Here is a 26,181-nt window from a genome sequence, read left to right on the forward strand (position 1 = left end):
AAGTATAGCAAAACAAAGGAGAATAAAATATGGCAAACGATTTAACACAAACAACACAACGTTCATTAGACGAGCAGGTGATTAGTAATCTTGGACGATTACAAGAACAGGGCTTAGAAATGCCACCAGGTTACAGTCCACAAAATGCGTTAAAGAGTGCTTTTTTCGAACTTACTAACAATACAGGTGGAAATTTGCTACAGATGGCTACAAACAATCAAGAAATGAAAACTTCCATTTCTAATGCACTTTTAGACATGGCTATTCAAGGGTTATCTCCAGCAAAAAAACAATGCTATTTCATTAAATACGGAAACAAGGTTCAGCTAATGCGTTCGTATTTTGGAACAATGGCGGTTCTTGATCGTGTAACTGGAGGGGCAGATATTACGCCTGTAGTCGTTCGACAAGGTGATGAGTTTGAAGTTGCAATGGATGGACCAAACATGGTTATCAAAAAGCATGAAACAAAATTCGAGAATTTAGACAATGAAATCATTGCTGCTTATGTAGTTATCAAGTTAGCAAATGGTAAAGAGACCACAACAGTCATGACGAAAAAGCAAATTGACCAAAGCTGGGCAAAGTCAAAAATGAAAGGTTCTGGACCGCAAAAGGAATTTCCAGAGGAAATGGCTAAACGAACAGTGATTAATCGTGCAGCTAAAGCATTAATCAACACAAGCAACGATAATGATTTGTTGGTTCAAGCCGCAAAAGATACGTTAGAAAATGAATTTGACAATGATCGGAAAGATGTAACGCCACAAGCAGAAAAAGTGGCCACACTTGAAGAAAAACTGTTTTCAAATAAAACTGTCGAACCAATTCAAAAAGAAGCAGAAGAGATTGTGATTCCTAACGATATTCAAGAAGAAAATACTCGTATTGCAGATATGCCAGGACATCCAGAAGTTGAACAAGCTCATCCGATTGAAAAAGAAACATTGAACGAACCGATTCAAGAAGAATTATTAGATATTCCAGATTTCGGACGTGAGGAAGGTGCAGATGATGTCTCAGAATTTGAAGACGATGAGTACCCTTTCTGATGAGAATTATTACTCAAATGAAACTGACTGGCAGTACATGTCAACGTCACAATATAAGTCCTTTTTAAAATGTGAAGCGGCCGCCTTGGCCAAACTCAAAGGGGATTGGCAACCGATATCTAATCCTAAAGCTCTTTTAGTCGGGAATTATGTACATTCGTATTTTGAATCGAAAGAGATACACGAAGCGTTCAAAGAAGAAAATAAATCCAAAATGTTTTCTAGTCGCAAGCCGTATGGATTATTGAAAGATTTCCAGATTGCTGAACAGATGATTGATCGATTAAAACAAGAAGAAGCTTTCATGAACATTTATCAAGGTGAGAAAGAAACGATTGTGATAGGTGAATTATTTGAAACTCAGTGGAAAGGTAAAATTGACTGCTTGAATTTAGAAGAAGAATACTTTGTCGATATCAAAACAACGAAAGACATGCACGAACGTAAATGGAATGACAATTATGGATCAAGAGAAACATTCCTAGTCAATTTTGGATATGTACTTCAAATGGCTGTATATCAGGAGTTACTTTTACAGCAATACGGAAAGACGTTCACACCGATTATTGCAGCAGTTTCTAAACAAACACCAAGTGAAGCAAGACTTATAACAATTGAACAAGACAAAATGAATTACGAACTTGTCTTATTAAAAGAAAAAATTGAGCGAATTGTCAGAGTGAAGAACGGAGAAGAGAAGCCGAAACATTGCGGTTTGTGCGAGTACTGTAGAGGTAATCTTCCAATTACTGGATTCACTAGCATGGACGATTTGTAGAGTGGTGGTGATGAAATGACCGGAGGATGGATAAAGCTTTATCGCCAATTACTCGAGAAACCTATTTGGCAAGAATCTACACCAGAGCAAAAAGTTATCTTAATTACCCTTCTTTCAATGGCGAATCATGAAGAAAGAGAGTGGGAATGGCAAGGCGAACCGTACAAAGCAAGTCCAGGTCAATTCGTTACTTCTCTCGATAGTATTAGAAAAAAATGTGGTAAAGGTATCTCATTGCAAAATGTTAGAACTGCTCTAAAGAGGTTTGAAAAATATGAATTTTTAACAAACCAACCAACAAACAAAAATAGGCTTATAACCATTGTCAACTGGGAGGTTTACCAATCAAAAGACAATGATCTAACAAAGGAACTCACAAGCAACCAACAAGCAACTCACAAGCAACTAACAACTAACAAGAATGAAAAGAATGATAAGAATGAAAAGAATAATAATAATCCTCGCAACTCTCGAAAAACGCGAGAGTATGCAGATGATGATCCAAATAAAAAATTGGCCATTCTTTTATTAAAACTCATTCGAAAAAATCAAAACATCAAGGAACCTGATTTGGATAAATGGGCGAATACGATTCGTTTAACAATCGAGTCTGACAAACGAACTGGAAAAGAAGTACAAGACATGATCGTTTGGGCTACTAGTAATGACTTCTGGTCAGGTGTGATCTTATCTCCAACGAGTTTGAGAAAACATTTTGATAAGATGGCTGTCCAAAAAAACAAAAGAAAACAACAAAATATTTCTAATGATGAGTTACCAGAAACAGGTGAGGATTGGTAATGAATAAAAAACTAAGTGCAATGGCTGCACCTTACGGCGGATTAAAAACAGCAGATCATAATTGCCCGAAATGTGGTGATCCATTGTATATCTGGAAAACAAAAAATAAAGATGGTACTGATCGATGCGGTCCTACATGTATCAATAAGATTTGTGGTTACCGAGAAATGGTAACTAAAAATCAAAAAGAAGCTATCCAAAAAGCAAATGAAGCAATGAAAAAGGATGCCATCAATCGAATGATTAACAGTTCAATGATTACGGACGATGCCATATGGACCTTCGATTTTGATGGATACAAAGTAGTTGATCAGGAAACAGCACAAATAAAAAGAATGGCTCAAGAATGGGCTAAAAAAATCGTAGATGGTAGCACGATTCACGCGGTTATTACTGGTAGAACAGGAGCCGGAAAAACTCATCTAGGTGCTGCAGTGATTAAAGAAGTGATGAGAGCATCTAATTATAAAATTGCCTGTTCATTTATAAGCTATCGAGAATTATTAGAGCAATTGAAGTTCGCAATGAATGATCCAGAAGCAAGAAAAGCTGTAACAGGATCATTGATGGCTGAAATAAAAAAGACAGATTTTGTGGTGATTGATGATTTAGGTGCGGAGCTAGGTCGAATGGAAGAAAACAATCAAGCAACACCATACGATGTTGATGTTCTCACATCGCTCACAGAAGCCCGTTTAAACAAAGCTACGATATTCACGACTAATTTATCATCAAAGCAATTAAAACATGCGTACGGCGAGCGAGTGTTCTCTCGTGTCATGAATGGAACAAAAGGGAACATTGCCGTATTCAAAACAACGACAGACAAAAGGAGGAATCCAGTTTGACCTTTGTAATTAAGAAAATGTGTTATTTAGACAAAAACGGAAAAGGCGTTATTTCATCTGAACAAGCACATCATTATGAGAGCTATGAAGCAGCTGAATTAGTTGCAAATACATGCGGTGGTGAAATATTCAAAACGTTTAAGCCTGACCGACGATTTGCAAAAATTAAAACTAAGCCAGCAAAGGAAGAGGAATGCACTCCAAAGGGTAATCAGGCATGGATGAGAGGTGCAAAATGACTTGTTTAAGGTGTAATGATGAAACTGTCATTTGGTATAAGACGTCGCTTGGCTGGTCAACTTGCGAACCTTGCCCAGTATGCAATAGAAATGGGCGAAAGCATGATGAGCGATTAAAAGAATTAAAAAGGAAGTATGCAGATGGTGACAAAAAGCAAATACGGAAATAAAAAACATGAAGTAGACGGCATTGTGTTTGATTCAAAGGCAGAGGCTAGATACTACATGAAGCTAAAACGAAATGGCATGAGCTTTATACCTTTATCTGAAACCTATTGCGCAATGCAAGAGAATGTTTTATTGCAAGAAGGATATTTATGTAACGATCGTAAGATTGCGCCGATTTATTACCGAGCTGATTTTGTAATCTATGAGAATGGCCAAGTGAAAAAAGTGATTGATGTCAAAGGTTATCAAGATGCAATATCTATGCTGAAAATGAAGATGTTTGCTCATCGATACGGCTTTCCAATTACATTTGCTAAGTTCGATTCAAAAATCAATAAATTTATTGAAATGGACTGCTTTGAATCAGCAAGACAGCAACGGAAAAGACAAACGGAACGAAGAAAAAAAAAGCTCCAACAAGAAGCTTCTTTATAAAATTAATTACTTGAAAAAATCGCTTATGAGTAGAGTGAAGATCGACGAAATAATGGCTATTAAAATTGATGACCAAATAGGATGTTTATTGTAAAAAGACTGATTACGCAAAAAATTTTCTCCTAAAACAGTAACAGATGGATAACTCACGTTTAGTATTGGAATGATATCTTCTTCATATACTAATTCGATGCCACGTACGTATTCATTTTCAATTGCTATTTTTACGACAAATAAATCTTCGTAAAGTTTAGGATGAGTTTTTCCTACATTGTCTTTTACAGTGTATTTACCATTAGCAACTCTTTTTAGGAATTTTTTCATTTTTTGAGAGTCTGTTTGTTTATTGAAAAATTTTTTATAGAGTTTTGATTCCGCTGTTTTATAACGAATCTTTCTAAAATATTTTTTCAGTGATTCTTTAATTTTATTAAACACAATTATTCAACTCCTTAATAAAAAGCATATCAAAGAAAGTAGGAAAATAAAATGACAAAACAAGTGGATTTCAGACCAGAATTGAAGAAAGTAACATCAAAATCAAATGGGAACACAGAAGTATTACTAGTTGTTAGCAACGGATCATTGAGAGGTAGTACTGAAAATTTAACTGAATTTCTTGGCTCAACAGTAACTGTAGTAATTCAACCAGAAACAATCGAATACACAGTGCCAGTAAACAAGCAAACGAAGAAACCAAATATTGAATATGTTGTGAATTCAGATGGCACAATTGAAATGTTAAAAGAAGAGCAAACTTCTTTGGATATTGGCGATGGAGTGGAAGAAGTTGAGAATATTGAATTCCTTGTATCAAAAGAAACCGTTGATGATTTTATTAAAACAGCAACAACATTGCAACTGCCAGAAAACGTAACTGTAAATGTTCGAGACGTTCTTATCCGTTTAGATGAAGGCGACAGCATGAATGAAATTGCCGCAGATCATGAATTATCAGAAACAGCTTTAATTGATCAAATCGAATTAGCTAGACAATACTTTGCTCCATATGCAGATACCTGGTCTAAACATAAGGAAGACATCATTTTTCCAGAGGAACAATGAGAGCAACTGATCCAGTAATTATCCTTGAGGAAGCCAAATTTATTTGGACTCATGAAGAGATAGAGCAAGCACGCTTGCTCTTTTCTCAAGGAGTTAAGCCGAGCAAAGTAGCTGAAATAATGGATCAAAAGATTCTTGATGTCGGATTACTTTTGCTCCATTTAGCAGAAAAAAATCTAATTTGAGGTGGAAATGATGATTCAACTTGCAGGCATCCAAACAGGGAAAATTTATTTTTCCGGTGAAAGCAAAAGTGAAGCAAGTCAATGGTTGCTTAAAACATATACGAATAATAAGAAGCTAAGGAAAAAATATCCTGATGCGTTGCTAAAGGATGATCAGATTATGCCGGAACCAATGATTTTTACCAAATGGGATAAATAAAAAAAGAATATCGCGTAACGAATAATAGTTGCTCGGCTAAATAGTTAGAAATGTTAAAAAAAGCAAAAAAGCCGACGTGTAAGGTCGGCTGGGAAACAATTATTGTCTATTTTCTAGCCTCATTAATCAGACCTTGAATTCTTTCGTGGCCATTTAATAAACCGCTTGCTGCTTCAAAGAAATCTACTAAACGCTTAAATTCTATATCACTCCATTGATGGCTGTGGTTGGTTCGTACATTATTTAAGAATTCTGTATTAAATTCAGTGAACTGATGTAATATGTTGTCAAATTCTTGACGACCACCAAGAAGTTCATCGTTAAGAGCAATAAAGGTGTAGGCATTTGTGAAGCTGGCGTGAGCCTGATTTAAATACGTTAAGGCGCACATTAAGTCTTTTTGCTTATCAAATTCTTTTTCATCATCTAGCTCGCTTTTAAATAAAAGTTTATGTGAATAGTTTGCGTTATCAAAACCATCAATTAATAAATTTGATAAAATCTGTTTTTTTTGTTCAAAATTTTCAATTTCCATTATTATCACCTCGATTTAATTTACAAGTAAAATACCTTGTGAAGATATTATATCAAATAAAAAAAGCTGATTTAGGGGGTCTTACAAAAATACTAAAATTTTTTCAAAGAGATGATTCAAAGCGAACAATAAAATTTGGTCATCTCTTGTTAAACAGTAAAAATCGAACGATATATATTCCAGAAAGGATGTTTGTATGGGAAAAACAAAATCGAAAATCAAGAAGAAAAAACGTCGTTTGGAACAAAAGGCAATCCAGAATGGAACGGCTAAGAAAAAATAAAAAAAGCCACCTCTTTCGAGATAGCAGCGCAATACTATTTTATCATATAAGGGGTGGCGTTTGTGAGATTTCAGTGGTTAAAAGATTATCAAGAACTTGATGAGCAGATTCTTTACTTAAAGTGGAATCTTAATAAAAGTAAGCTTGAATTGAATCGATGGGTCAATGGAGATTTAGCAGACGTCCGTATCGAAAAAAATTCTAGATCAGCTTCTTTAGAAGAAAACATCAAAAAGATAGAAAATGAATTGAGACTATTAAATGATCAAAAGGAAGAAATGCTATTACTAATAGATAGCTTTTCTGGTATTGATAATCAAATTGTTAAGATGAAATATGTTGATCAAATGAGCTTAGAAGATATTGCTGAATCTGTTGGGTATAGCTCATCGTATGTCAGACAGCGACATGCAGAAATTAGAAAGACATTGAACTTTTTAGATGAGTACGAACACAGACAAGCTGACCGATTGAAAAAAGAAAACGAAATTGATTTTTACAATAGCAAGAAGTACAAAGAACAGCTCTCTTTATTCTAAAATTACAATGTTCACTAAATGTTAGGTCATTGTAGCTATGTAAACATTGTTAGCAGCATGATATTCTACTAGTGTCAAAAAAATATGAAAGTGCCAAGATATCCCAACTTTTTAATTGGTATCTGTGGCTCTTTCATATTTTTTGATTAGATAGCTATAATAAAAAATTATTATAGAGGATAGGAGAAAACTTTTATACAAAATAGTTCGCTTGTTTTAAAAGATTCTTGACTATTTTTTTAACAAACTAATAGGATATTCAATCAAGGAATCATCATTAATAAAAGGTAACTCAATTGAACCATCTAATGTTTTGAAATTCCAAACGGATGAGTAACTTGGCTTCTTTAATTCATTGTTTGATTCCATTTTTGATAATTCTAATAATTTGTTCATTAAGTAATATGGTTGTTCTACTATCTGTAGTTTTTCAGAAAAACCATTATCAAATGAATTTTCAAAATATTTAAAGACATTGTGGCGAACGAAAGCGAGAAAATCATCTTTATAGCATCCTACATCAAACGTTTTATAATTATAGCCTCCATAATTATCATTAAAATTTATTTCCATAATGGGTGTACGCTCACTTCTATAAATAATGTTATTAGCGTAAGATGGACCAAATTTGGTATTCCAAACAATTTCAAAGCTGTAGTCTTGGTTACTTAGTTCGAGTATTTCATTAAATACATGAACTGCATATTCAAATGCTTGTAGTTCTAATTTATTCATAAATTAAGTTCACTCCTTGTTTTTATTATCAGCGGACCACTCACTGATAACTAAAATTATACACTTAGTACTTATTTTCACAATATTAATTTGTCACTGTGACGGAAAGGATAGACGCTAAGCATGTGTGCTAGGTTAATGCTTCGGCAACCATGCAAGGTTCGATTCCTTGCCAATGACTTTAGTTTACGGTAATCCATAACTGCCTGTCAGTAAAACCGTTAGCAACCGAGGTATTGAGGAAGTGGGTAGGCGCAGGAAGTATTAGACTTGTCTGTGTGTTGGTTGCTATTACATAGTTGGTTAGATTGAGATTTGGGATTCGGTACAAACGAATCATCAAATGACTCAAGCACAGGATCGGAAACGTCCCTGCCTGTGCATTACATATTAGATCACTCTTTGAGTGGTCTTTTTATTTAACACAAAGGAGACTGCATGATGAGAAACTACTGGTACGTATCACTAACAAATAGGTATCCACAGCCAAATACAGATGATCCAATCAGAGTGGTTCAGTCAGTCCAAATCAAAAAGAAGTACTCCATCATTGAAATGAGGAGAGAAGCAACACCTGATGAGATTGACCGCTACAAATTGATTTATTGTGGGCATTGTCTTTATTCAGATAAACACATACAGGAAAATCTTTCAAAGTATGTGTAGATTACAAAACAAATGTTGCAAACAAGCGAGGTGGTGTCACATGTGAAGAAATACGAACTAGCTAAAGATGATTATGAAAAAGGGTTGAAGTATAGAGAAATAGCGGAAAAGTATGGTGTATCCATCAGCACAGTAAAGTCATGGAAATCCCGTTACTGGTCTCAAGAAAAGGTTGCAACCAAGGACGCAACCACACCTAATAACAAGGGAGCACCAGATAATAACAAAAATGCTGTTACACATGGTCTTTTTGCTAATTGGTTACCCTCTGAAACGTTAGAAATCATGAATGAGGTTGCAACCTCTAAACCTGAGGATATCTTATGGAATAATATCATGATCCAGTACACGGCTATTATCAGAGCGCAGAAAATCATGTATGTTTCTGGTTCAGAAGATTTATCAAAAGAAGTTTCTAAGTGGACGTCGAGTGATGCAGGAAGTTCGGAAGAGTACGCTATCCAATATGCTTGGGACAAGCAAGCGAATTTCATGAATGCACAATCAAGGGCTATGAGCACGCTATCCAATTTGATAAAGCAGTTCATCAATATTGCTGACGAAAAAGATGAAAGACGTAAGCAGTTAGAATTGATGGACGCTAGAATTCTAAAAATAAAAGACTCTATTCGTGATAATGGATCTGAGACTAATAATATTACGATTATTGATTCTTGGAGTGATACAGATGACTGAAATCAACATACAAAAAGAAGTTAATCCTCATTTTAAGACGGTTTGGAAATCTAAGAAACCTTACAATGTGTTAAAAGGGGGACGTAACTCTTTTAAATCATCTGTGATATCTCTTAAAATTGTTTTAATGATGATTCGTTATGTTATCAAGAATGAATGCGCCAACGTGGTAGTTATACGCAAAGTTGCAAATACTATACGGGATAGCGTATATCTTAAAATTCAATGGGCATTGAATAAATTCCAAATCACTAATGAATTTACTTGTACAGTTTCGCCGTTCAAAATTACTCATAATAAAACTGGCTCAACTTTTTATTTTTACGGACAAGATGACTTTCAAAAACTGAAATCAAATGACATCGGGAACATTATAGCTGTATGGTATGAAGAGGCAGCGGAATTTAAGGATTCAGAAGAATTTGACCAATCAAACACAACGTTTATGCGTCAGAAACATCCTTTAGCTGAGACGGTTCAATTTTTTTGGAGCTATAATCCTCCGCGCAATCCTTATTCATGGATAAATGAATGGGCGGAGTCTCTAAAAGGGCAATCAGGCTATTTAGTCCATGAATCAAGTTACATGGATGATAAGTTAGGTTTTGTAACTAAGCAAATGCTTGATGAGATTAACCGTATTAAAGAGAACGATTATGACTACTATAGATACCTATATTTAGGTGAGCCAGTTGGTCTTGGAACGAATGTTTATAATATTGATTTGTTTCATAGACTAGATGAGTTCCCCTCAGATGATAGAATAGTTTCTTTGTACTATGCAATGGACGTGGGGCATCAGACTTCTGCTACTGTTTGTCTATGCTTTGCACTAACGGCTAAGAACAACGTGATATTAGTGAATATGTACTATTATTCACCGCAAGGAAAAACCGTAAAAAAAGCTCCAAGTGATTTATCGAAGGAGCTACATGAATTTATAACTAAAACATCAAGACACGAATTAGTTGGGAATGCGCCAATTCTTAATCGAACCATCGATAGTGCAGAAGGTGGTTTGCGTAATCAATATTTTAAAGACTATGGACAAAGATGGCATCCCGTGGCAAAGAAAAAGAACATAGATATGATTGATTACGTCCATGATTTATTAGCTCAGGGGCGTTTTTATTATTTAGAGCCAACGCTTATAACAGGACTAAAAAACTGTGACAGCTTGAAACTGTTTATAGAAGAGCATAAACGATATCAGTTTGACGAAAAATATTTGAACTATGATGATCCGAAAGTTATCAAAGAATTTGACCACTCGGTAGATGCTTTCAAATATGCTTGTATAGATAATGCAAGAGATTGGGGCTTAAAAAGGTAGGTGACAGCATGGGATTCATAAATTCTATCAAAAATATGTTCAAGAGAGGAGGCTATATATTGAACGGACAAGTGTTAAATACAATTAATGACCATCCAAAAGTAAATATAGATCCGATTGAATTAAACAGAATTGCGAAAGACTTTAAAGAATATCGAAATGACTATGGAGAAATTTCGTATATCAATTCAAACAACGAAACTAAAAAGCGTAAATACATGGCTTTAAACATGCGAAAACTTACAGCTGAAATGATGGCTAATCTTGTATTCAACGAGCAAGTAGAAATCAAAGTTGATGGACCAGATGCAAATAAATTTATTCATCATGTTTTAGAACATAACGATTTTAAAAAGAACATGACAAAATATTTGGAACCGATGTTCGCTACTGGAGGTTTAGCAGTTCGACCATACGTAGATATGTCTACTGGAGAAGTTGAATTTTCTTGGGCATTAGCTAATTCTTTCTACCCTTTAAGGTCAACTTCCAATGGAATTTCAGAGGGAGTTCTGATGTTTAAATCTGTTCAGGTAGAAGGAGACACTACTGTTTACTATACTTTGTTGGAGTTTCATGAATGGGTTAAAGACTCGCTGCAAATTACCAATGAGCTGTACCGTTCAGAAGATGAAGCAGTAATAGGAAAACAAGTTCCTTTGGGTTATAAGGGCCAATACAAGGGGATAACTGAGACAGCAATCCTTGCGGAAATGAAAAAGCCATTATTAAATTATTTGAAACCAGCAGGCTTTAATAATTTTAGTTTGTATAGTCCTCTAGGGATTGGTATTTGTGATAATGCAGAAAATACACTTAAACAAATCAACGACACCTTCGACCAGTTTAATTGGGAAATAAAAATGGGACAAAGAACAGTAGTTGTTAGTGATCATATTTTAGACTATAGACCAAATGAACAAGGAACATCTTTGCAACCTGTATTCGATCCAGAAGTTAATATCTATCGTCCGATGAGAATGGAACAAGATAGTGAAATGATAAAAGACATAACTCATGACATACGAACAGATCAATACATTTCAGCGATTAATCAGTTTATGAAGACGTTAGAAATGCAGATGCAGTTAAGCATTGGAACATTCAGCTTTGATGGCAAATCGGTAAAAACAGCTACCGAAGTTGCTAGCGAAAATTCATTAACATATCGGACTAGAAATATGCATTGTAATGAGGTTGAAAAATTCATCAAAGGTTTAATTGTTTCAGTTTTAGAACTGGCGAAACGTACTGTTTACAATGGTAAAAATCTTTATAGCGGAGAGATACCTAGCTTCGAAGAAATTAGCGTGGACTTCGATGACGGTATTTTTGAAAGTTTAGATCAAAAATTGGAATTTTATAGTAAAGCTAAAACCGCTGGATTGATACCAACAACGGAAGTGTTGAAAGGACTATTTAAATTAACGGATGAAGAAGCCTTGAAGTGGTATCAAAAGATACAACAAGAAGAGTTAGGGTTAGATCCGCAAGAAGCACAAGCGTTTTTGACGAGAAAAGAATTGGGAGAAGACGAATGAATAATAACTTAATTAATTCAAAAGCTGAAAGTATTGGATCTATACCTAGCTCTATTTCTATTGAAAGTGGGCTACAGAACAATAAACATCAAGTGAACGTAGAAATTCAAATAAGTAATGAAATTAATAAAATGCCTAAATATCCATTTGAATTTGTCGCAAGAATAGGCGGAACATCGTTAACAAAACTTAGAAAGCAGTGATCAAAATGGCTATTACACCACATCAATTAGATTTATGGTCCTCTAATATGGCTCATCTTTACCAGTCGTTAGAGGGCGAACTGATACGTCTAATAGCAAAGCGTTTGAACTCAGGCCATGCCAATATACTTGAATGGCAACGCGAGAAACTGCAGGAGCTATATCTTTTCAATAAAGACGCGATTAAGGCTATTTCACAAATAACCGGAATTGCTGAAACTGAAATAAAGAAAATGTTTGAGAGTTCGGGAGAGAAAATTGTAAAAGATGTGGATGGCCAGTTGCCGTACGATTCGTTGCCATTGCCGAATGATTTAGATAGCATCATGAAATCTTATCATGAACAGGTTTGGTCTGAAATTGATAACTACGTGAATCAGACACTATTGTCCACTAACTTTGGATATGGAACTGCTACGACCCAAATGTATTCGGAAATTATTAATAAAACAACTGCTGCATACAATAGCGGTCTATTTACCTTTGAGGAAGCTTTGGAAAAGACAGTTCAGCAATGGGCACAAAAAGGTATCAAGTCTGCTTTTATCGATAAAGGGGGGCATACATGGAGCCTAGAACGCTATGTTAGAACGGTTTTAAAGTCTACCCTAGCGAATACCTATGATACGCTAAGAAAAGACCGTATGAGTGAATATGGGGTTCATACGATACTAGTTACAAGTCATATGGGAGCAAGGCATGCCTGTTCTAAAATACAAGGTCATGTTGTAGATTTAAGGCAAATATCTGAATTGCCATCAAATTGGAAGTATCGAAGTATCTATGATCCATATTGGCAAGCTGAATATGGAACTTCAGGAGGTCATCGAGGTGTAAATTGTCTACATTTACACATTCCATATATCCCTGGTGTAAGTACAAATAATCAACCTAAATTCGATTCAAAAGAAAATAAAAAAGTTGCCGAATTAACTAAGAAACAACGGTATTTAGAAAGACAGATTGTTAAGTACAAGAAGAACAAAATGGTCTCTGAAGCTCTTGGTCAAGATTCAAATGCTAAAGAATGGACAAGAAAAATCAGAGCTACACAAAGCCGATTACGTAAATTAGTTGACTCAAATGATTATTTAAATAGAAACTATTCTCGCGAGAAAGTGTATACACCGATCAATACACTGCTGAAAGATTTTAGATACGACGATTTTTAAGCCTAGTCAATGACTCAGGCTTTTTATTTTTGCCTTGTTTAGCTTGTTAAGGCGTTAAAGACAAACTGCTCCATCGTGGTCGTTGCCACGTTAAAACTCGAAAGGATGAAGAAAAATGAAAAGAGAACAATTAAAAGAACTAGGTTTGACAGATGAGCAAGTTAATTCAGTCATGGGATTGCATGGCCAAACTGTTAACGATTTAAACAAGAATCTTTCTATTGCAGAGCAAGAGCGTGATCAATTTAAAGAACAACTAAATTTAAATCAAACTGAGTTGGATGCACTGAAAGAATCAGCTAAAGGCAATGAAGATTTAACTCAACAACTTGCCGAATTACAAAACAAATTTGATGCTGTCAAATCTGATTCTGAAACAAAACTTGCTGAACAACAAAAAGACTTTGCCATCAAATTAGCTCTAAAAGAAGCAAATGCGCTTGATGAAAATATTGTTTTGAATCTGTTAGATCGAGAAACAATCAAAGTCACAGATGATGGCTTGCAAGGTTTTGAAGAACAATTAAAAAGCTTGCAAGAAAATAAAGGATTTTTATTTCAGCAAACGAACCAAAATAGCAAATCCACACCAACAATTGTTACTGGTGGAAATCCCGTTGGTAATCAAGGCGAAGATAAAACGATTGTACAAAAAATTCAAGAAAGATTAGGTGAATAATTATGGCTTTAGTATTAGACTCAAAAGATTTAGCAACCATTGACAAAGAATTTAGAGCTGACTCTCAAGTGTGGGATGTCTTAACTCAAGGTGCAAAAAGTATCACTGCAGCAGACTTTGTCGGCGCAAACGAAGTACGTATCAACAAAATGTCGGGATTTGTTGATGCGACACAATATCAACGGAACGGAGAAAACGCTCGCAATCAAATTAGTATTGAAAAAGAAACGATTAGATTAACTCACGAAGATTGGTTTGGGTACGACGTAGATCAACTTGATCAATCTGAAAGTGCTGCGTTAACTATTAACAATATTGTAACTGAACACAAACGTTTAATCACTGTTCCGCATAGAGATAAAGTTGCTGTTCAAGTGATGTATGACAATGCAGGTAAAAAAGTGAACGAAACCTTAACCGAAGAAAATATTTTAACTGCATATGATGCTGCTGAAGAATATATGACTGACAATGAAGTTCCTGGTGGCTATGTAATGTTTGTATCAGCAGCTACTTATCGTTTATTAAAAAATGCCAAAGGTGTTAGCAAAACATTCACGACAAACCAAATGTCTATTAATGGAATTGACAGAACAGTAGCCCAAATTGATGGCGGTGTTCCTATTCTAAAAGTAGCAAAAGATCGCTTTTCTGGAATAAATATTGAAGACACACTTAACTTCATTATCTCTCCACTAACTGCAGTGGCACCTATTGTTAAGTTTGGTACAGTCGACACAGTACCAGCATCACAAGACCGAAGCGGCTATCGAGATACGATTAAAGGCTTAGATTACTATGATGCTATCGTATTCGACAATGCTAAAAAAGCTATCTATGTTTCTTACGTCCCAAAAGCATAACCCCAGAAGTTGGGAAACTAACGCCAACAACAGCTGGGGTTATTATCGAAATGAAAGAAGGAATTTAAATGTCCTACATTGACTTTAAAGAATTCAAAAGATTATCTGGGAAAACTGATAGCTTTAAATCTTCCTTTGACAAGTATTTATTAAAAGCATCGGCTATTTTGGATAATGAAACCAATTACTTTTACCAATTTCATAATATTAAAGATGATTCGATTGATTTTCGTGTTAATCAATTCAAATTAGCTCTTTGCTCTCAAATTGTCTATTTTGATGAGGTCGGAGGGGATACTTATCAAAGTATAAATAAAACGCCACAAAGCTTTTCTGCTGGGCGTACGAGTATCACTAATAAGTCACCAGAAAATGGGGGGAGTGCACCTTTGTTGTCTGAAGATGTGTACATCTATCTTGAAGGTACAGGACTTTTATATCGAGGTGTTCCCTCATGTTAATGCCAATACCTCCAATAGATTTTTTAGTAGATTCTTTTATTTATCGAGAATATTTAGGAGAAGAGGACTATAATAAACCTATTTACGGAGAATATGCAATTATAGAAAATTGTCGCATTGATCGAGGAAGTCAGTACACTTTTTCTTCAAGTGGGAAACAATTACTCTATCATGCAGTGATTTTCTGTTATAAGGATTTGACTACTCCTTTGCCTGAATTTAAAGAACAATCATTAGTTATTTATGATGGCAAAGAACACGTTATCACTAAAATTGAGAAAATTTCAGAGGCTTATTCAAACACTATTTATTCTTATGAATTAGAGGTGATTTGATGGGGGTTAAAGTTGATCTTACTGGTATTAGAGCTAAAGTAAGCCCACAAGCTATGAAGCGAGGAAGGTATGCTGTAGCAAATCAAGCAATGTCAGATATGAATCCATTTGTACCAAAAAAGGATAATACACTTAGACAAAGCGTTCATATTAATAATTCTGTTAGTGCGATTTTGTATGAAACGAAATATGCGAAGCGTCAATTTTATCTAAATGGTAAAAAATATACGACACCAGGAACTGGTCCAAGATGGGATTTAAAAGCTAAATCTTTGTATATGCCTTCTTGGGAAAAAGCCTATCTGAAAGGGGCTGGAATAAAATAATGGATTTTATTGATCGAATAAAAGATAAAATTAATAATATTCCTGATATCCCAATAAAAATAAAAAAGGGGTATCTTTCAGCAGTTGAGAGTTTAGTCATTTATCCATTACCTGGTGGTCAAATTCTAACGGAATACTATAATGGTGTGAAAGATGAACAACTAAACTATGAAATTGCGATGAAGTCACAAGATGGTTCTAAGATTGAACAAACGCTTTGGCTTATATCTGATTCATTGGAAAGAATCAATGAAATTACTAGTTCTGATGGATCTTTTGAATTTAATGATTTAACTATAACGAGCAAACCTTTCATCAACGATGCAGATGAACAAGGTTGGTTCGTTTTTTTATTGGATTTTCAAACAAAATTAACTACATTCAAGGAGGAAAAATAATGTTATTAAAAATGAATCTTCAAATGTTTGCACGAAACAAAAATGCGAAACGTGAACACTATATTGCTGAATACACACCGGGAGAAGAAACCCCTTCTACTGAAGATACATCATGGTTACGATTAGCAAAATACATTGCAACTATTAGTGACGATTCAGATGAAGAAACAGACGATACAGGTTTTTATCATGGAGATGGGACACCTGAGACTACTGTGGTATCAGTGTCTGGTACTTATACGGCAGAAGGAATGTATGATACGGAAGACCCAGCACAAAAACTAATTGCTAGTAAAAAATATAAACTAGGTGATGGTCGAAAAGTATGGCACAAAATTGTACAAACTAATGGAGATGTTTATATCGGTCGTGCAACAGTCACGGATATAAAAGCAGGTTCGGGAGATGCGACAGCATATGAAGAGTTTGGTTGCTCTATTAAGTATGACACCTTACCAGAAATCAACCCAAAAGCGTAGCCCCAGAAGTTGGAAAACTAACGCCAACGACATCTGGGGTTATCATTGACATGAAAGAAGGAATCTAGAATGGCGAGAGAGTATATTGTTTATAAAGGTGAAGAAGTTGTTGTGCCAGCTAGTACAAGCCCTTTAGAAATTACAGGGGTTGATCCGAATACTAACGTTCCAGTAGGAACGTATCAAGTAGGGTTTGCAGAAGGAGGAGAAAAAACTGATGTACCAGCTTTTAAAACATTACCTATTGCTGTTACCGGATTAGAGTTTTCTCCTAAAACTTCAACAGCAGATTCAGGTACTGCGGGGAGTCGAAAAATCACAGCAACTGTTTTACCCTCAAATGCAACGAATAAAAAAGTGAATTATAAAATCACGCCTGCTACAGCAGGCTTAGCTGTTTCAGCTACAGGTGAAATCACATGGGATGAGACTGTACCAGCAGGTACTTATATTACCGAAGGAAAGACAGAAGATGGGAATTTCACTGCCCAGCATACATTAAACTTGAACGCTCCCAACGAACCCACAATGACCATTAATCCCTATCCATTTGGAGATGCAAATATTACTGGAACATACACAGGTGAAATAAAAAAAACTAAAATGTATGTGAATGATCAATATTCTGGTGTTATCGGAGGTACTTTTAAAGATGGTAACTTCACTTTTTATGCTCGTAATAAGTTCAAAGCTAATGATCGAGTAGAATTAGAAGGACTGAGTGCAGAAAGTACAGTATTGGTTGAAAAACAGCTAGTAGAGATACTGCCCGGGATTTCAGCGACATATAAACTGGGTGCCAACGTGATTACAGGTGAATGTACTGAAAATATTGAAAAGGTAAATGTTTATATCAATGGTCAAGCAAGAGAAACAAGTGATAATTTTGAACAAGAAGGATTTGAAATTCCAATTGTGGATCGGGTTGATGTGGGTGATGAAGTAGAAACAGAGGGATTAGATAAAAATAATAATGTTGTTACAGAGAAGCAACTTGTAGAAATTGTGTCAGAAATAGATGAATAAAATATACACATAAAAGGCAGCTATCATGCTGTCTTTTTCTTATGGAGGGAACTAAATGAAGGCATTAGAGATTAAAGTAGAACGTACAGGTTTTCCGATTGTTTTAGCAGGGCATGAATTTTTCTTTGACAGCTCACCAGAGCATTTAATTGAGGTACAAAAAAACTATGAGGAGTTTGAAAAAGGAGTTGAATCAATTGAAGTGACGGACGAAGACGATATAGACAGTTTGGATTTAGAGTCATACAAGGATTTATTAGGAAAGGGATACGACGTCATGTTAGGAGAAGGCACATTCGATAAGTTGTATGACGAGATTCCTGATATTAACGCATGGTTAAATGCTTTCTTTGATTTATATAGTGGTATTGCTGAACAGCTTGACGAATTCAAAGATGAACAAACAAAAAAATCTGAACGTTTAAAACAAAAGTATTTGAAAAAAGTTAGCAAGAAAGGGTGAGTACTATGCGGTTAAACGATCCGCTGACCTCCTCTTTTGAATTTGAAGAAAAAGAGTATCCTTTGAACCTTGCTTTTGATCGCGTGTTAGATACTTTTGATGTACTTTCCGATGATGGAATGAATCTAACAGACAAGGTAGAAACTTGTTTAAAGATTCTAGTCGGAGATGTAGATCTGGATACTCAATCTCAATTTATAATGTTTTGGCAAATCTATGATACTTTTCTTATGTTCGGTGAGCAATCAGAAGTAGTTACAGATGAATTAGGGAATGTAATGCCAACGAAACCTGTTAGTAAAGATATAGACATCACCTTGGATGCAAAGTACATTTACGCCTCTTTTCGACAAATAGGTATCAATCTATTTGAAGAACAGGGGCGTTTATCATGGGAAGAATTTCAAGCGTTGTTAGTGACACTACCAGATGAAACGCCTATCCAAAGGATTAGAGCTATTCGGAACTGGAAACCACAAAAAGGAGAAAGTACTGAACACAAGGAACAAATGAGAGAACTTCAAAGGCGGTATGCATTACCAAATTACGTAAGGGAGGAGGAAGAAGATGGCTGATGGAAGTGTAGTAATTGATGTCGATGTGAATGGGAAGGACGTCACAGGGCTAAATAATCAATTAGACCAATTGGAAGGCAAGTCCGCCAAAGCAAGTCGAGGCATTGGAGACATGGTCAAAGCGATGGGACTCGTTAAGTTGGGCAGTGCAGCATTTGATGTTTTAAAAGGCTCAATTGAAGGAGCAGTTACACGTTTTGACAAGTTGAACCAGTTTCCTAAAGTTTTAACAGCTATGGGAGCTAGTACAGATGATGCTACCCGTGCAACGAATAAGTTGAAAGAAGGAATTGATGGGCTACCAACGAAATTGCAAGATGTGAGTGACACTACGCAACAAATGTATAGTGTTTTTAAAGATGCCGATTTAGCGGCTGATAGTACACTTGCTTTAAACAATGCTTTACTTGCTAGTGGTTCTAGTGGCGAAAAAGCACAACGTGGAACAGAGCAATATATGAAAATACTCCGTACTGGGAAAGTTGAACTAGATTCTTATACGACTTTACAAGAAACGATGGGCTTTGGCTTGGATAAATTAGCTGAAAAGTTTGGTTTTACAGGGAAATCAGCACAACAAGATTTATATAAAGCTTTGCAGAGCGGACAGATTACTGTTGAACAATTTAATCAAGGCCTAATTGATATACAAGATGGTTTAGGCGGAACAAAAGAAGTTGCTCGAAAAACTACAGAAGGTATAGCTACTTCTTTTTCAAACTTAAAAAACTCCATAACTAATGGGGTGGCAAATGTATTAACTAAGTTTGATGAGATCGTAACGAAAGTTTCTGGAAAAAGTATTGCGGCTAATTTGAATAGCTTAAAAGGTATTGTAAATAATACGTTTTCAGCGATTACAAAAGCCATGGATGGCTTAATTCCTGTTATTGAGAAAGTGACAGGATTTGTAAAGGAGCATTCTACTGCTTTTAAAATATTAGGTTCTATAGTAGTTGCAACAGCGGCGGGGTTTATCGCTTTTAAAGCAACCATAGGAATAATGAATAGTGTAAAATCTGCAATTATGGGCGTTAAAAAAGCATTTGTTTTAATGAAAACAGCTATGATGGCTAATCCATTTGCACTTGTTATAGCAGGCATAGTAGCTTTGGCAGCTGGGTTAATATATTTTTATAAAACTTCGGAACCATTCAGGAGTAAAGTTGATAACATAGTAGCGGGTCTAAAAGACTTTATGAAACCGATAAATCAAGTGTTTGAGGGAATAAAGCTTTTAACTAAGGGATTTGCTGAAATGCTTATCAACGGTCCTAGTGAGCGAATCGCTGAACTTAGAAGTCAATTTATTAAAATATTTCCTGAAGAGCTATGGCAAGGAATGATTAATTTCTCGGCGAAAATCAATGATATGAAACAAGGAATTGTAGCAATAGGTAAAATCGTTTCAGGTTCAATTAAAAATATTACAGAACTAGGTGATTTTTTAGAAGGTGCATTCACTGTAAAAGGTGAACAAAATATAATGAAAATCGGTAAAACAATAGAAAATATGATAGATGCATTTAAAAAATTAATTAATCCGACCGAAAAAGCTGGTCATTCTATTGATATTTTTAGTGTTGGTATTAAAGTGTTGAAAACGGTAATCCTTGCTATGTTAGGACCGGTAGGGTTAATAATAAAAGGATTCGAATTATTAACGAAGACTTTAGGTGGCAAAGATGTTAATAAAGGTATTGATACAATAATGAGTTCGTTTAAAGGGCTAGTGGATAGTATAAAAAAATATGGTCCTCAACTTGGTACGAATTTTGGTACAGCCTTAGAAGGGATTTTAGGTGCTATTGCAAACGCACTGCCGGGGATTGTTAGTGGCGCATTACAGGTAATATCTGGATTCGTTGCCGGAATTGTGCAAGGACTACCGAGTATTGTTGTGTCTGCTGGAGAGTTAATAATGGCATTTACGAATGGCATAGTGACATTATTACCGATAATAGCTATGTCTGCTGCACAAATAATCAAATCTTTAACTGATGGCATTTTGTTAGCTATGCCTACAATAGTAGAATCAGCTACTTCTATCATTACGACTTTTTCAGGTTCTTTAACAGAAGCATTACCAAAAGTAATAGAAGCTGGTGCAAATTTAATTAATGCTTTATTACAAGGAATCACTGAGCAATTGCCTAAATTAGTTGAAAGTATGGCTACTTTAATTGTTACGTGGCTATCTGAACTAAACAATCATTTACCCGATATTTTACAGGCTGGATTTGAACTACTAATCAACTTTTTAAAAGGCCTTGCTGATAACATTGGTAATGTGACTGATCAGGCAATTAGTATCATAGTAAATTTTGTTAATGCTATTGGTAATAGGATGGACAATATTATTGGTGCGGCCGTTAATTTGATGATTAATTTTTTGAATGGGTTATCTTCTAGAATGCCGGATATTATAGACGCTGGGGTGACGTTGATTGTCAGTGTGCTACAGGGCATTTCAAATAATCTATCACGAATAATTGATGCAGGTACAGATTTGGTAGTGAAATGTATAGAAGGAATTGGGAATAATTTATATAGATTAGTAAATGCAGCTGCAGATTTGGTTGATAAATTAGTGGAAAGCATTATTAGTTATTCTGATAGGATGTGGAAAGCTGCTATTCGTCTAATAAATGGTTTAGCGGATGGTATCGATAATAACAAAGAAGAAGCCAGAGAAGCAGTAAGACAATTGGTAAATAGTTTAGGTTCTGCAATTGTTGGAGATGAGCTTTGGGATGCGGGTACATCTTTAATGGAAGGATTACTAAAAGGTATAAAGTGGGGATTTGAAAAAGTTAAAGATTTTGTTAGTGGCATCGCTGATATTATAGCCAGTTTAAAAGGTCCTATACCTTATGATAAAAAAGTTTTAATTGATAATGGTTCCGCTTTAATGGCTGGACTAGAGAAAGGGATTATTACTGGATTTAAGAATGTTAAACATCTTGCTTCTAATATGGTAGATTCCATTTCTAAAGAGTTTTCATTTGACAGTGCTTTCTCAAATTTCAACTTTGCTAGTCCAGAGTTCGCGTTAAATACAAATATGATGGGTGCGACTTCTTTAGGAAGTAGGATTATTAACAACTCATCAAACACTGTTAAAACTATTAATAATCAACCATTAATAACAATGAGTGTTAAGTGGGAAGGAAAAGAAGACATCCGAAGAACGATGGAAGAAATTGGATGGATAACAAAAATAGAAGATCAAGGAGGACTGATATAATGGTTTATTTTGAATACAAAGGAAAAAAATCTAGTGATTTTTTTCTTACTATCGAAGGCAATGTTTCCTTTGGAAGTGCTAGTTATGATCTTTCGTTAGAAGAAGTACCTGGAGTAGATGGTGATTTAGCAGTATCTAATCAACGAATCAAAGGATTAGATAAAATATTTCCTTGCAGATTGCGATTGCCACCAAATAAAAAGATTGAAGAAGTTATAACTGATATCTCCAATTGGTTAAAAACGGATATTTCTTGGGATGACTTATTTTTTTCTGCAGATCCTCAGTTCATTTACCGAGCACTCTATTATGAAGAATATAATGTCGAACGAATTGTGAGTTTTTATGGGAAAACAGCTTTGAAATTTCGTATTAAACCGTATAAGTATTTTAAAGATTCATTAAGTCCAATTGAAGTTACAAATGGCCAATACTTAACAAATAAAGGAACCAGACCAAGTAAGCCGTTGCTTCGAATTGAAGGAACAGGGGACATAACCATCAAATTTGGTTCGAACCAAATTCGTTTAAAAGGAGTAGATCAAGGAATTATTGTTGACCTACAAGCACAAGTTGTCACAAGTTTAGATGGTTCACGCCCAGCATATGACAAAGTGTATACTTATCCTTTCCCAGATTTCCCGGTTGGTCGCCATCGTGTCACTTGGACAGGAGATGTAACAAAGGTCGAACTTACGCCGAGATGGGAAGTGGTTGTATGAGTACGCCTGTTTTATATGATTCAACTGCGAAAACGTTCTTTAATCTGGGTGAAGGTCCGTTGAATGACACGCTTAGTTGTACAGTCACAGAAGAAAGAAACGGGTTATTTATATTGGAAATGGTTCATCCGGTGGATAGTCCGGCTTTTTCGTTGTTGCATAAAGACAAACTAATTAAGGTTGATGCAGGGCATAAATTAAAGGCGCAACGTTTTCGAATAAAAAAAATTACAAAACCAATTGACGGAAAAGTTAGGGTGTATGCAGAACATATTTCTTATCGCTCAAAATATATGGCACTGAAACCGAGTGTGACAGTTGCTGGAAATGGGTTTGATGCACTCAACGCATGGAATAAAAATTTGACAGAGGCTTCCCCTTTTACTGTTGTTTCGGATGTCTTGACGTACGGTCGTACGATATGGAAAGTAACGGAAGTCGAAAATCCTAGACAAGCACTGGGGGGAGTAAAAGGTTCTATTCTTGATGTATGGGGTGGAGAATATGAATTCGACAACTATACGATTTCTTTACTCAAGCAACGTGGAACAACCGCAAATACCTTGCTTGCTTATGGAAGAAATATTACTGATTTTGAACAAGAAGAAGAAATTTTATCTACCTATACGACAATCTATCCTTATGCAACTTATCAAGATGGCAATCAAAATGAGGTGATCCTTACTCTCCCTGAATTGACAATAGATTGCGAGAATGTGAATAAATTTCCTGAACGTGTCATTCAAAAAGTTGACTTTTCTTCTGACTTTGGGGATAAAGAGATACCTACTGTTGAAAAATTACGAACAAAAGCAATTGCTTATATGAAGGCAAACGAATACGGGATTCCTAAAGTCTCGATTCGTTTGTCTTTTATTGATTTATCTAAAACACTGGATTATCAAGTGTATGGAGAATTAGAACAATTAAATCTATGCGATATCGTTCCAGTTCATTTTGAAAAACTAGGCGTAAATACAAAAGCGAAAGTCATTCGAACAGTGTGGAATGTCTTAACAGATTCGTATGATGAAATTGAAATTGGTGAGAAGAGGACAAATTTAACATCAACGATTCAAACAACTATTAATGCAAGTATGGAGAAAGTAGAGAAACAGGTGGCGGTTGTTCAAACTACCGCAGATGGAAAAAATAAAATTTTTCGTCAATCTACAGAACCAATTGCTGAGAATGTAAATGACCAATGGTGGAAACCAAACGGAGAAGATACAGAAATTTATTTTTGGGACGGAAGCGTCTGGGCATTTGCTTTTTCTACAAAGACAAGCAGGGAAGCATCTGAAAAAGCAGAACAAGCCCAAAAAGAAGCAGAACAAGCAAAAGAAGAAGCAATCCAAGCAAACATGAATGCGCAACAGGCCATTCAACAAATTGATTTTATGGGTGGTCGATTGGATCAAGTAGAAAATATAGCAGCTAACACGCTTGACCAGTTCAACCAAAACAAACAGGAAGTACAAGCACAATTGTTAACGCAAAGTGGACTTATTCAAGGGTTAGTCACAAAAACAGATGGTCAAACGGTTGATATTACGAACTTACAACTACAAACCGAAGGCTTGTCTTCGACAGTTGCGAAAGTCCAATCAGATCAACTGAACTATGAAAGTCGAAATTATGTTCCGAATTCTAAAGGGGACAGTCTGGAAGGGTATATTGCCTATCGCGGCTCGACTTTAACAACTGATGGTGAGCTGATCAAGGTCACAAAAAAGACTAGCGAAACAAAAAACTATGGGATACAGACAAAAATTTTTTCTGTCGAGGGAGGAAAAACGTATACATTGAGTTTGGATGTAGGGAATTATTATCGTACAAATTCTTTGGACTATTCATTCTTAATGTATCAAGATGGGGTAGGAAATCAAAAACTTCCGGCCATTCCTGTCTCCAATGCTTCAACAGACTTAACACGTCAAACGATTACTTTTATTCCTATAAGGTCTGGAAATGTGAAATTAATGCTAGGTGTAAGCCTCACCACTCAATCAGATAGCACAGGTTTTCGAGTAGCTAAAATAAAAGTGGGATTAGGAGAAAGAATCAACACAACATGGAATCCAGCTATTGAAGACTATACGACTGTACTTGCTTTTTCTTCTTTGGAGCAACGAGTAGATGGATTTCAAATGATTGTGGATAATAAAGCAAATCGAACAGAAGTTACACAGTTAGCAGATCAATATAGTATTTTACTATCAACTGTTGAAGGGCATACTAGCCAACTCAATGTACTTGAAGAAGGGGTTCAATTATTTGCGAAAAAAGATGAACTGATTTCTTTAATCAATGTAAGTCCCGAATCCATTTTGATTTCTGGTGAGAAAGTTCAGATCACTGGAGAAACCTATATCGAAAATGGCGTGATAAAAAGTGCGATGATTGAAAGCTTGGTGGCCGATAAAATCAATACGGGAACTTTAAATGCAGCAGATGTAAACATCATAAATCTTAACGTAAGTAATTTGGTAGGGAATATCACCAGTTTTATCAGTTCTCACTGGAACGGCGTTAGTCAAGATGTAAAGATAAACAGTACGGGGTTGATCTTATATGAAAATGGAGAACGAGCCTTTCAACTTCACCAAAAAGGCGTAACTGTATATGGGGAAGTCAATGGAGAGATTCGAGCATTAGGAACACTGGGGCGTAATTTTGAAGCGAATACTCCTGCGATATCATTTAACGTTGAACGTGGTGCGTATATGAATATTATGTATAAAGGAAATGATTCTACGAGTTTCCAAAAATCTTTTTCTTTAAGCGGAACAGATGGCACGATTTCTATCCATTCGGCAATAACCATGCACGCAGATATCAATATTAAGGGAAATAAGATTACAGGAATAAAAACTATTGAGGGGAATACTTTGTTTCAAGGAAAACAAGATTTGCGAATTGCTACTGATGTGAATTTTCGATTGTCAAAAATGGGACAGTACGGTGGACTAAATTCAAGATACATTGAATTATTTGAGAAAGATGATTTTTCAGATGGTAGTCATGGGGTAGGTTTTCGTCTATGGAACGGAAAAGCTGCTCTATTATTTTGTTCAGGTGGACAAATTCGAGTGAAAAATTCTACTGGTAATTGGGTAGATTTAAAATTTTAA

At 35.5% G+C, this 26,181-nt stretch carries 32 protein-coding genes; 29 read left to right on the forward strand and 3 right to left on the reverse strand.

The genetic code is table 11. From position 1 onward, the window contains the following. Nucleotides 1-29 precede the first annotated feature (29 nt). The 6 genes from AB3I12_RS05690 to AB3I12_RS05715 all read left to right on the forward strand — a co-directional run bounded on the left by AB3I12_RS05690 (nucleotide 30) and on the right by AB3I12_RS05715 (nucleotide 4,321). On the forward strand, nucleotides 30-1,052 hold the full coding sequence (locus AB3I12_RS05690) for a recombinase RecT (protein WP_368015596.1): 1,023 nt from the start codon (nucleotides 30-32) through the stop codon (nucleotides 1,050-1,052). Further along, nucleotides 1,015-1,830: a PD-(D/E)XK nuclease-like domain-containing protein gene (locus tag AB3I12_RS05695; protein ID WP_368015598.1), complete on the forward strand. Its 816-nt coding sequence runs from the start codon at nucleotides 1,015-1,017 to the stop codon at nucleotides 1,828-1,830. Before AB3I12_RS05690 ends, AB3I12_RS05695 begins: the two co-directional genes overlap by 38 nt. A 15-nt stretch (nucleotides 1,831-1,845) precedes the next feature. Continuing rightward, a complete protein-coding gene (locus tag AB3I12_RS05700) occupies nucleotides 1,846-2,631 on the forward strand; it encodes a hypothetical protein (protein ID WP_114634693.1) in 786 nt (261 codons plus the stop codon). After that, the gene (locus tag AB3I12_RS05705) at nucleotides 2,631-3,479 is read left to right on the forward strand and encodes an ATP-binding protein (protein ID WP_368015600.1); all 849 of its coding nucleotides are present in this window, start codon (nucleotides 2,631-2,633) and stop codon (nucleotides 3,477-3,479) included. The genes AB3I12_RS05700 and AB3I12_RS05705 overlap by 1 nt, the downstream gene beginning before the upstream one ends. Continuing rightward, the gene (locus tag AB3I12_RS05710; RefSeq protein WP_053766689.1) at nucleotides 3,476-3,718 is read left to right on the forward strand and encodes a hypothetical protein; all 243 of its coding nucleotides are present in this window, start codon (nucleotides 3,476-3,478) and stop codon (nucleotides 3,716-3,718) included. Before AB3I12_RS05705 ends, AB3I12_RS05710 begins: the two co-directional genes overlap by 4 nt. A gap of 141 nt (nucleotides 3,719-3,859) precedes the next feature. After that, nucleotides 3,860-4,321: a DUF1064 domain-containing protein gene (locus tag AB3I12_RS05715; protein ID WP_368015602.1), complete on the forward strand. Its 462-nt coding sequence runs from the start codon at nucleotides 3,860-3,862 to the stop codon at nucleotides 4,319-4,321. A 6-nt stretch (nucleotides 4,322-4,327) separates the two neighbouring features. On the opposite strand, the gene AB3I12_RS05720 is transcribed toward AB3I12_RS05715, so the two are convergent. Next, a complete protein-coding gene (locus AB3I12_RS05720; protein ID WP_368015603.1) occupies nucleotides 4,328-4,759 on the reverse strand; it encodes a hypothetical protein in 432 nt (143 codons plus the stop codon). Between the two features lie 51 nt (nucleotides 4,760-4,810). On the opposite strand from AB3I12_RS05720, the gene AB3I12_RS05725 reads away from it, so the two are divergent. Genes AB3I12_RS05725 through AB3I12_RS05735 form a run of 3 tightly spaced genes read left to right on the forward strand, consistent with a single transcriptional unit; the run spans nucleotide 4,811 to nucleotide 5,770 of the window. Then, on the forward strand, nucleotides 4,811-5,386 hold the full coding sequence (locus AB3I12_RS05725; RefSeq protein WP_368015604.1) for a hypothetical protein: 576 nt from the start codon (nucleotides 4,811-4,813) through the stop codon (nucleotides 5,384-5,386). Further along, nucleotides 5,383-5,571, forward strand: coding sequence for a hypothetical protein (locus AB3I12_RS05730; RefSeq protein ID WP_002317594.1), 189 nt, complete (start codon nucleotides 5,383-5,385; stop codon nucleotides 5,569-5,571). The genes AB3I12_RS05725 and AB3I12_RS05730 overlap by 4 nt, the downstream gene beginning before the upstream one ends. A 7-nt stretch (nucleotides 5,572-5,578) precedes the next feature. Beyond that, a complete protein-coding gene (locus AB3I12_RS05735; protein ID WP_002335802.1) occupies nucleotides 5,579-5,770 on the forward strand; it encodes a hypothetical protein in 192 nt (63 codons plus the stop codon). A gap of 106 nt (nucleotides 5,771-5,876) precedes the next feature. Here the strand turns inward: AB3I12_RS05735 and AB3I12_RS05740 are convergent, their stop codons facing one another. Continuing rightward, complete coding sequence (locus tag AB3I12_RS05740) at nucleotides 5,877-6,305, reverse strand: hypothetical protein (protein WP_002301747.1); 429 nt, start codon at nucleotides 6,303-6,305, stop codon at nucleotides 5,877-5,879. A 345-nt stretch (nucleotides 6,306-6,650) separates the two neighbouring features. On the opposite strand from AB3I12_RS05740, the gene AB3I12_RS05745 reads away from it, so the two are divergent. Next, nucleotides 6,651-7,127, forward strand: a complete 477-nt coding sequence (locus AB3I12_RS05745; protein ID WP_368015606.1) for a sigma factor-like helix-turn-helix DNA-binding protein — start codon at nucleotides 6,651-6,653, stop codon at nucleotides 7,125-7,127. A gap of 231 nt (nucleotides 7,128-7,358) precedes the next feature. Here the strand turns inward: AB3I12_RS05745 and AB3I12_RS05750 are convergent, their stop codons facing one another. Beyond that, nucleotides 7,359-7,862 (reverse strand): hypothetical protein, encoded by a 504-nt coding sequence (locus AB3I12_RS05750; protein WP_123840303.1) that lies wholly within the window; start codon nucleotides 7,860-7,862, stop codon nucleotides 7,359-7,361. Nucleotides 7,863-8,303: 441 nt separating this feature from the next. Between AB3I12_RS05750 and AB3I12_RS05755 the strand changes: the two genes are divergently transcribed. The 19 genes from AB3I12_RS05755 (at nucleotide 8,304) to AB3I12_RS05845 (ending at nucleotide 26,181) form a co-directional block, all read left to right on the forward strand. Then, nucleotides 8,304-8,528 carry a hypothetical protein gene (locus AB3I12_RS05755; RefSeq protein WP_368015607.1) on the forward strand — a complete coding sequence of 75 codons (225 nt, stop codon included), beginning with the start codon at nucleotides 8,304-8,306 and terminating at the stop codon, nucleotides 8,526-8,528. Nucleotides 8,529-8,570: 42 nt separating this feature from the next. Further along, nucleotides 8,571-9,224, forward strand: a complete 654-nt coding sequence (gene terS, locus AB3I12_RS05760; RefSeq protein ID WP_202764710.1) for a phage terminase small subunit — start codon at nucleotides 8,571-8,573, stop codon at nucleotides 9,222-9,224. Continuing rightward, nucleotides 9,217-10,557, forward strand: a complete 1,341-nt coding sequence (locus AB3I12_RS05765; RefSeq protein ID WP_368015608.1) for a PBSX family phage terminase large subunit — start codon at nucleotides 9,217-9,219, stop codon at nucleotides 10,555-10,557. Before terS ends, AB3I12_RS05765 begins: the two co-directional genes overlap by 8 nt. Nucleotides 10,558-10,616: 59 nt before the next feature. Then, entirely contained in the window at nucleotides 10,617-12,098 is a 1,482-nt protein-coding gene (locus AB3I12_RS05770; RefSeq protein ID WP_368015610.1) for a phage portal protein, read from the forward strand. Continuing rightward, a complete protein-coding gene (locus AB3I12_RS05775; RefSeq protein ID WP_368015612.1) occupies nucleotides 12,095-12,301 on the forward strand; it encodes a hypothetical protein in 207 nt (68 codons plus the stop codon). The genes AB3I12_RS05770 and AB3I12_RS05775 overlap by 4 nt, the downstream gene beginning before the upstream one ends. Before the next feature lie 5 nt (nucleotides 12,302-12,306). After that, a complete protein-coding gene (locus AB3I12_RS05780; RefSeq protein ID WP_368015614.1) occupies nucleotides 12,307-13,473 on the forward strand; it encodes a phage minor capsid protein in 1,167 nt (388 codons plus the stop codon). Between the two features lie 115 nt (nucleotides 13,474-13,588). Further along, on the forward strand, nucleotides 13,589-14,152 hold the full coding sequence (locus tag AB3I12_RS05785) for a phage scaffolding protein (RefSeq protein WP_368015615.1): 564 nt from the start codon (nucleotides 13,589-13,591) through the stop codon (nucleotides 14,150-14,152). 2 nt (nucleotides 14,153-14,154) lie between these two features. Continuing rightward, nucleotides 14,155-15,015, forward strand: coding sequence for a capsid protein (locus AB3I12_RS05790; RefSeq protein ID WP_115357980.1), 861 nt, complete (start codon nucleotides 14,155-14,157; stop codon nucleotides 15,013-15,015). Nucleotides 15,016-15,083: 68 nt separating this feature from the next. Continuing rightward, the gene (locus AB3I12_RS05795; protein ID WP_368015617.1) at nucleotides 15,084-15,476 is read left to right on the forward strand and encodes a hypothetical protein; all 393 of its coding nucleotides are present in this window, start codon (nucleotides 15,084-15,086) and stop codon (nucleotides 15,474-15,476) included. Next, entirely contained in the window at nucleotides 15,470-15,811 is a 342-nt protein-coding gene (locus AB3I12_RS05800; protein ID WP_368015618.1) for a putative minor capsid protein, read from the forward strand. The genes AB3I12_RS05795 and AB3I12_RS05800 overlap by 7 nt, the downstream gene beginning before the upstream one ends. Beyond that, nucleotides 15,811-16,137 carry a minor capsid protein gene (locus tag AB3I12_RS05805; RefSeq protein WP_368015620.1) on the forward strand — a complete coding sequence of 109 codons (327 nt, stop codon included), beginning with the start codon at nucleotides 15,811-15,813 and terminating at the stop codon, nucleotides 16,135-16,137. The genes AB3I12_RS05800 and AB3I12_RS05805 overlap by 1 nt, the downstream gene beginning before the upstream one ends. Next, the gene (locus AB3I12_RS05810; protein WP_368015622.1) at nucleotides 16,137-16,535 is read left to right on the forward strand and encodes a minor capsid protein; all 399 of its coding nucleotides are present in this window, start codon (nucleotides 16,137-16,139) and stop codon (nucleotides 16,533-16,535) included. Before AB3I12_RS05805 ends, AB3I12_RS05810 begins: the two co-directional genes overlap by 1 nt. After that, the gene (locus tag AB3I12_RS05815; RefSeq protein WP_368015623.1) at nucleotides 16,535-17,014 is read left to right on the forward strand and encodes a phage tail protein; all 480 of its coding nucleotides are present in this window, start codon (nucleotides 16,535-16,537) and stop codon (nucleotides 17,012-17,014) included. The genes AB3I12_RS05810 and AB3I12_RS05815 overlap by 1 nt, the downstream gene beginning before the upstream one ends. A 69-nt stretch (nucleotides 17,015-17,083) precedes the next feature. Continuing rightward, nucleotides 17,084-18,040, forward strand: a complete 957-nt coding sequence (locus AB3I12_RS05820) for an immunoglobulin-like domain-containing protein (protein ID WP_368015625.1) — start codon at nucleotides 17,084-17,086, stop codon at nucleotides 18,038-18,040. A 55-nt stretch (nucleotides 18,041-18,095) separates the two neighbouring features. Then, the gene (locus AB3I12_RS05825; RefSeq protein ID WP_115357974.1) at nucleotides 18,096-18,503 is read left to right on the forward strand and encodes a hypothetical protein; all 408 of its coding nucleotides are present in this window, start codon (nucleotides 18,096-18,098) and stop codon (nucleotides 18,501-18,503) included. A gap of 5 nt (nucleotides 18,504-18,508) precedes the next feature. Beyond that, entirely contained in the window at nucleotides 18,509-19,078 is a 570-nt protein-coding gene (locus tag AB3I12_RS05830; RefSeq protein ID WP_368015626.1) for a Gp15 family bacteriophage protein, read from the forward strand. After that, a complete protein-coding gene (locus tag AB3I12_RS05835; RefSeq protein WP_368015628.1) occupies nucleotides 19,071-22,325 on the forward strand; it encodes a tape measure protein in 3,255 nt (1,084 codons plus the stop codon). Before AB3I12_RS05830 ends, AB3I12_RS05835 begins: the two co-directional genes overlap by 8 nt. Next, on the forward strand, nucleotides 22,325-23,047 hold the full coding sequence (locus tag AB3I12_RS05840; protein WP_368015629.1) for a distal tail protein Dit: 723 nt from the start codon (nucleotides 22,325-22,327) through the stop codon (nucleotides 23,045-23,047). Before AB3I12_RS05835 ends, AB3I12_RS05840 begins: the two co-directional genes overlap by 1 nt. Next, the gene (locus AB3I12_RS05845) at nucleotides 23,044-26,181 is read left to right on the forward strand and encodes a phage tail spike protein (RefSeq protein WP_368015630.1); all 3,138 of its coding nucleotides are present in this window, start codon (nucleotides 23,044-23,046) and stop codon (nucleotides 26,179-26,181) included. Before AB3I12_RS05840 ends, AB3I12_RS05845 begins: the two co-directional genes overlap by 4 nt.

Origin of the sequence: Enterococcus sp. C65 (genome assembly GCF_040887165.1) — a bacterium.
Classification (GTDB): Bacteria; Bacillota; Bacilli; order Lactobacillales; family Enterococcaceae; genus Enterococcus_B; species Enterococcus_B hirae.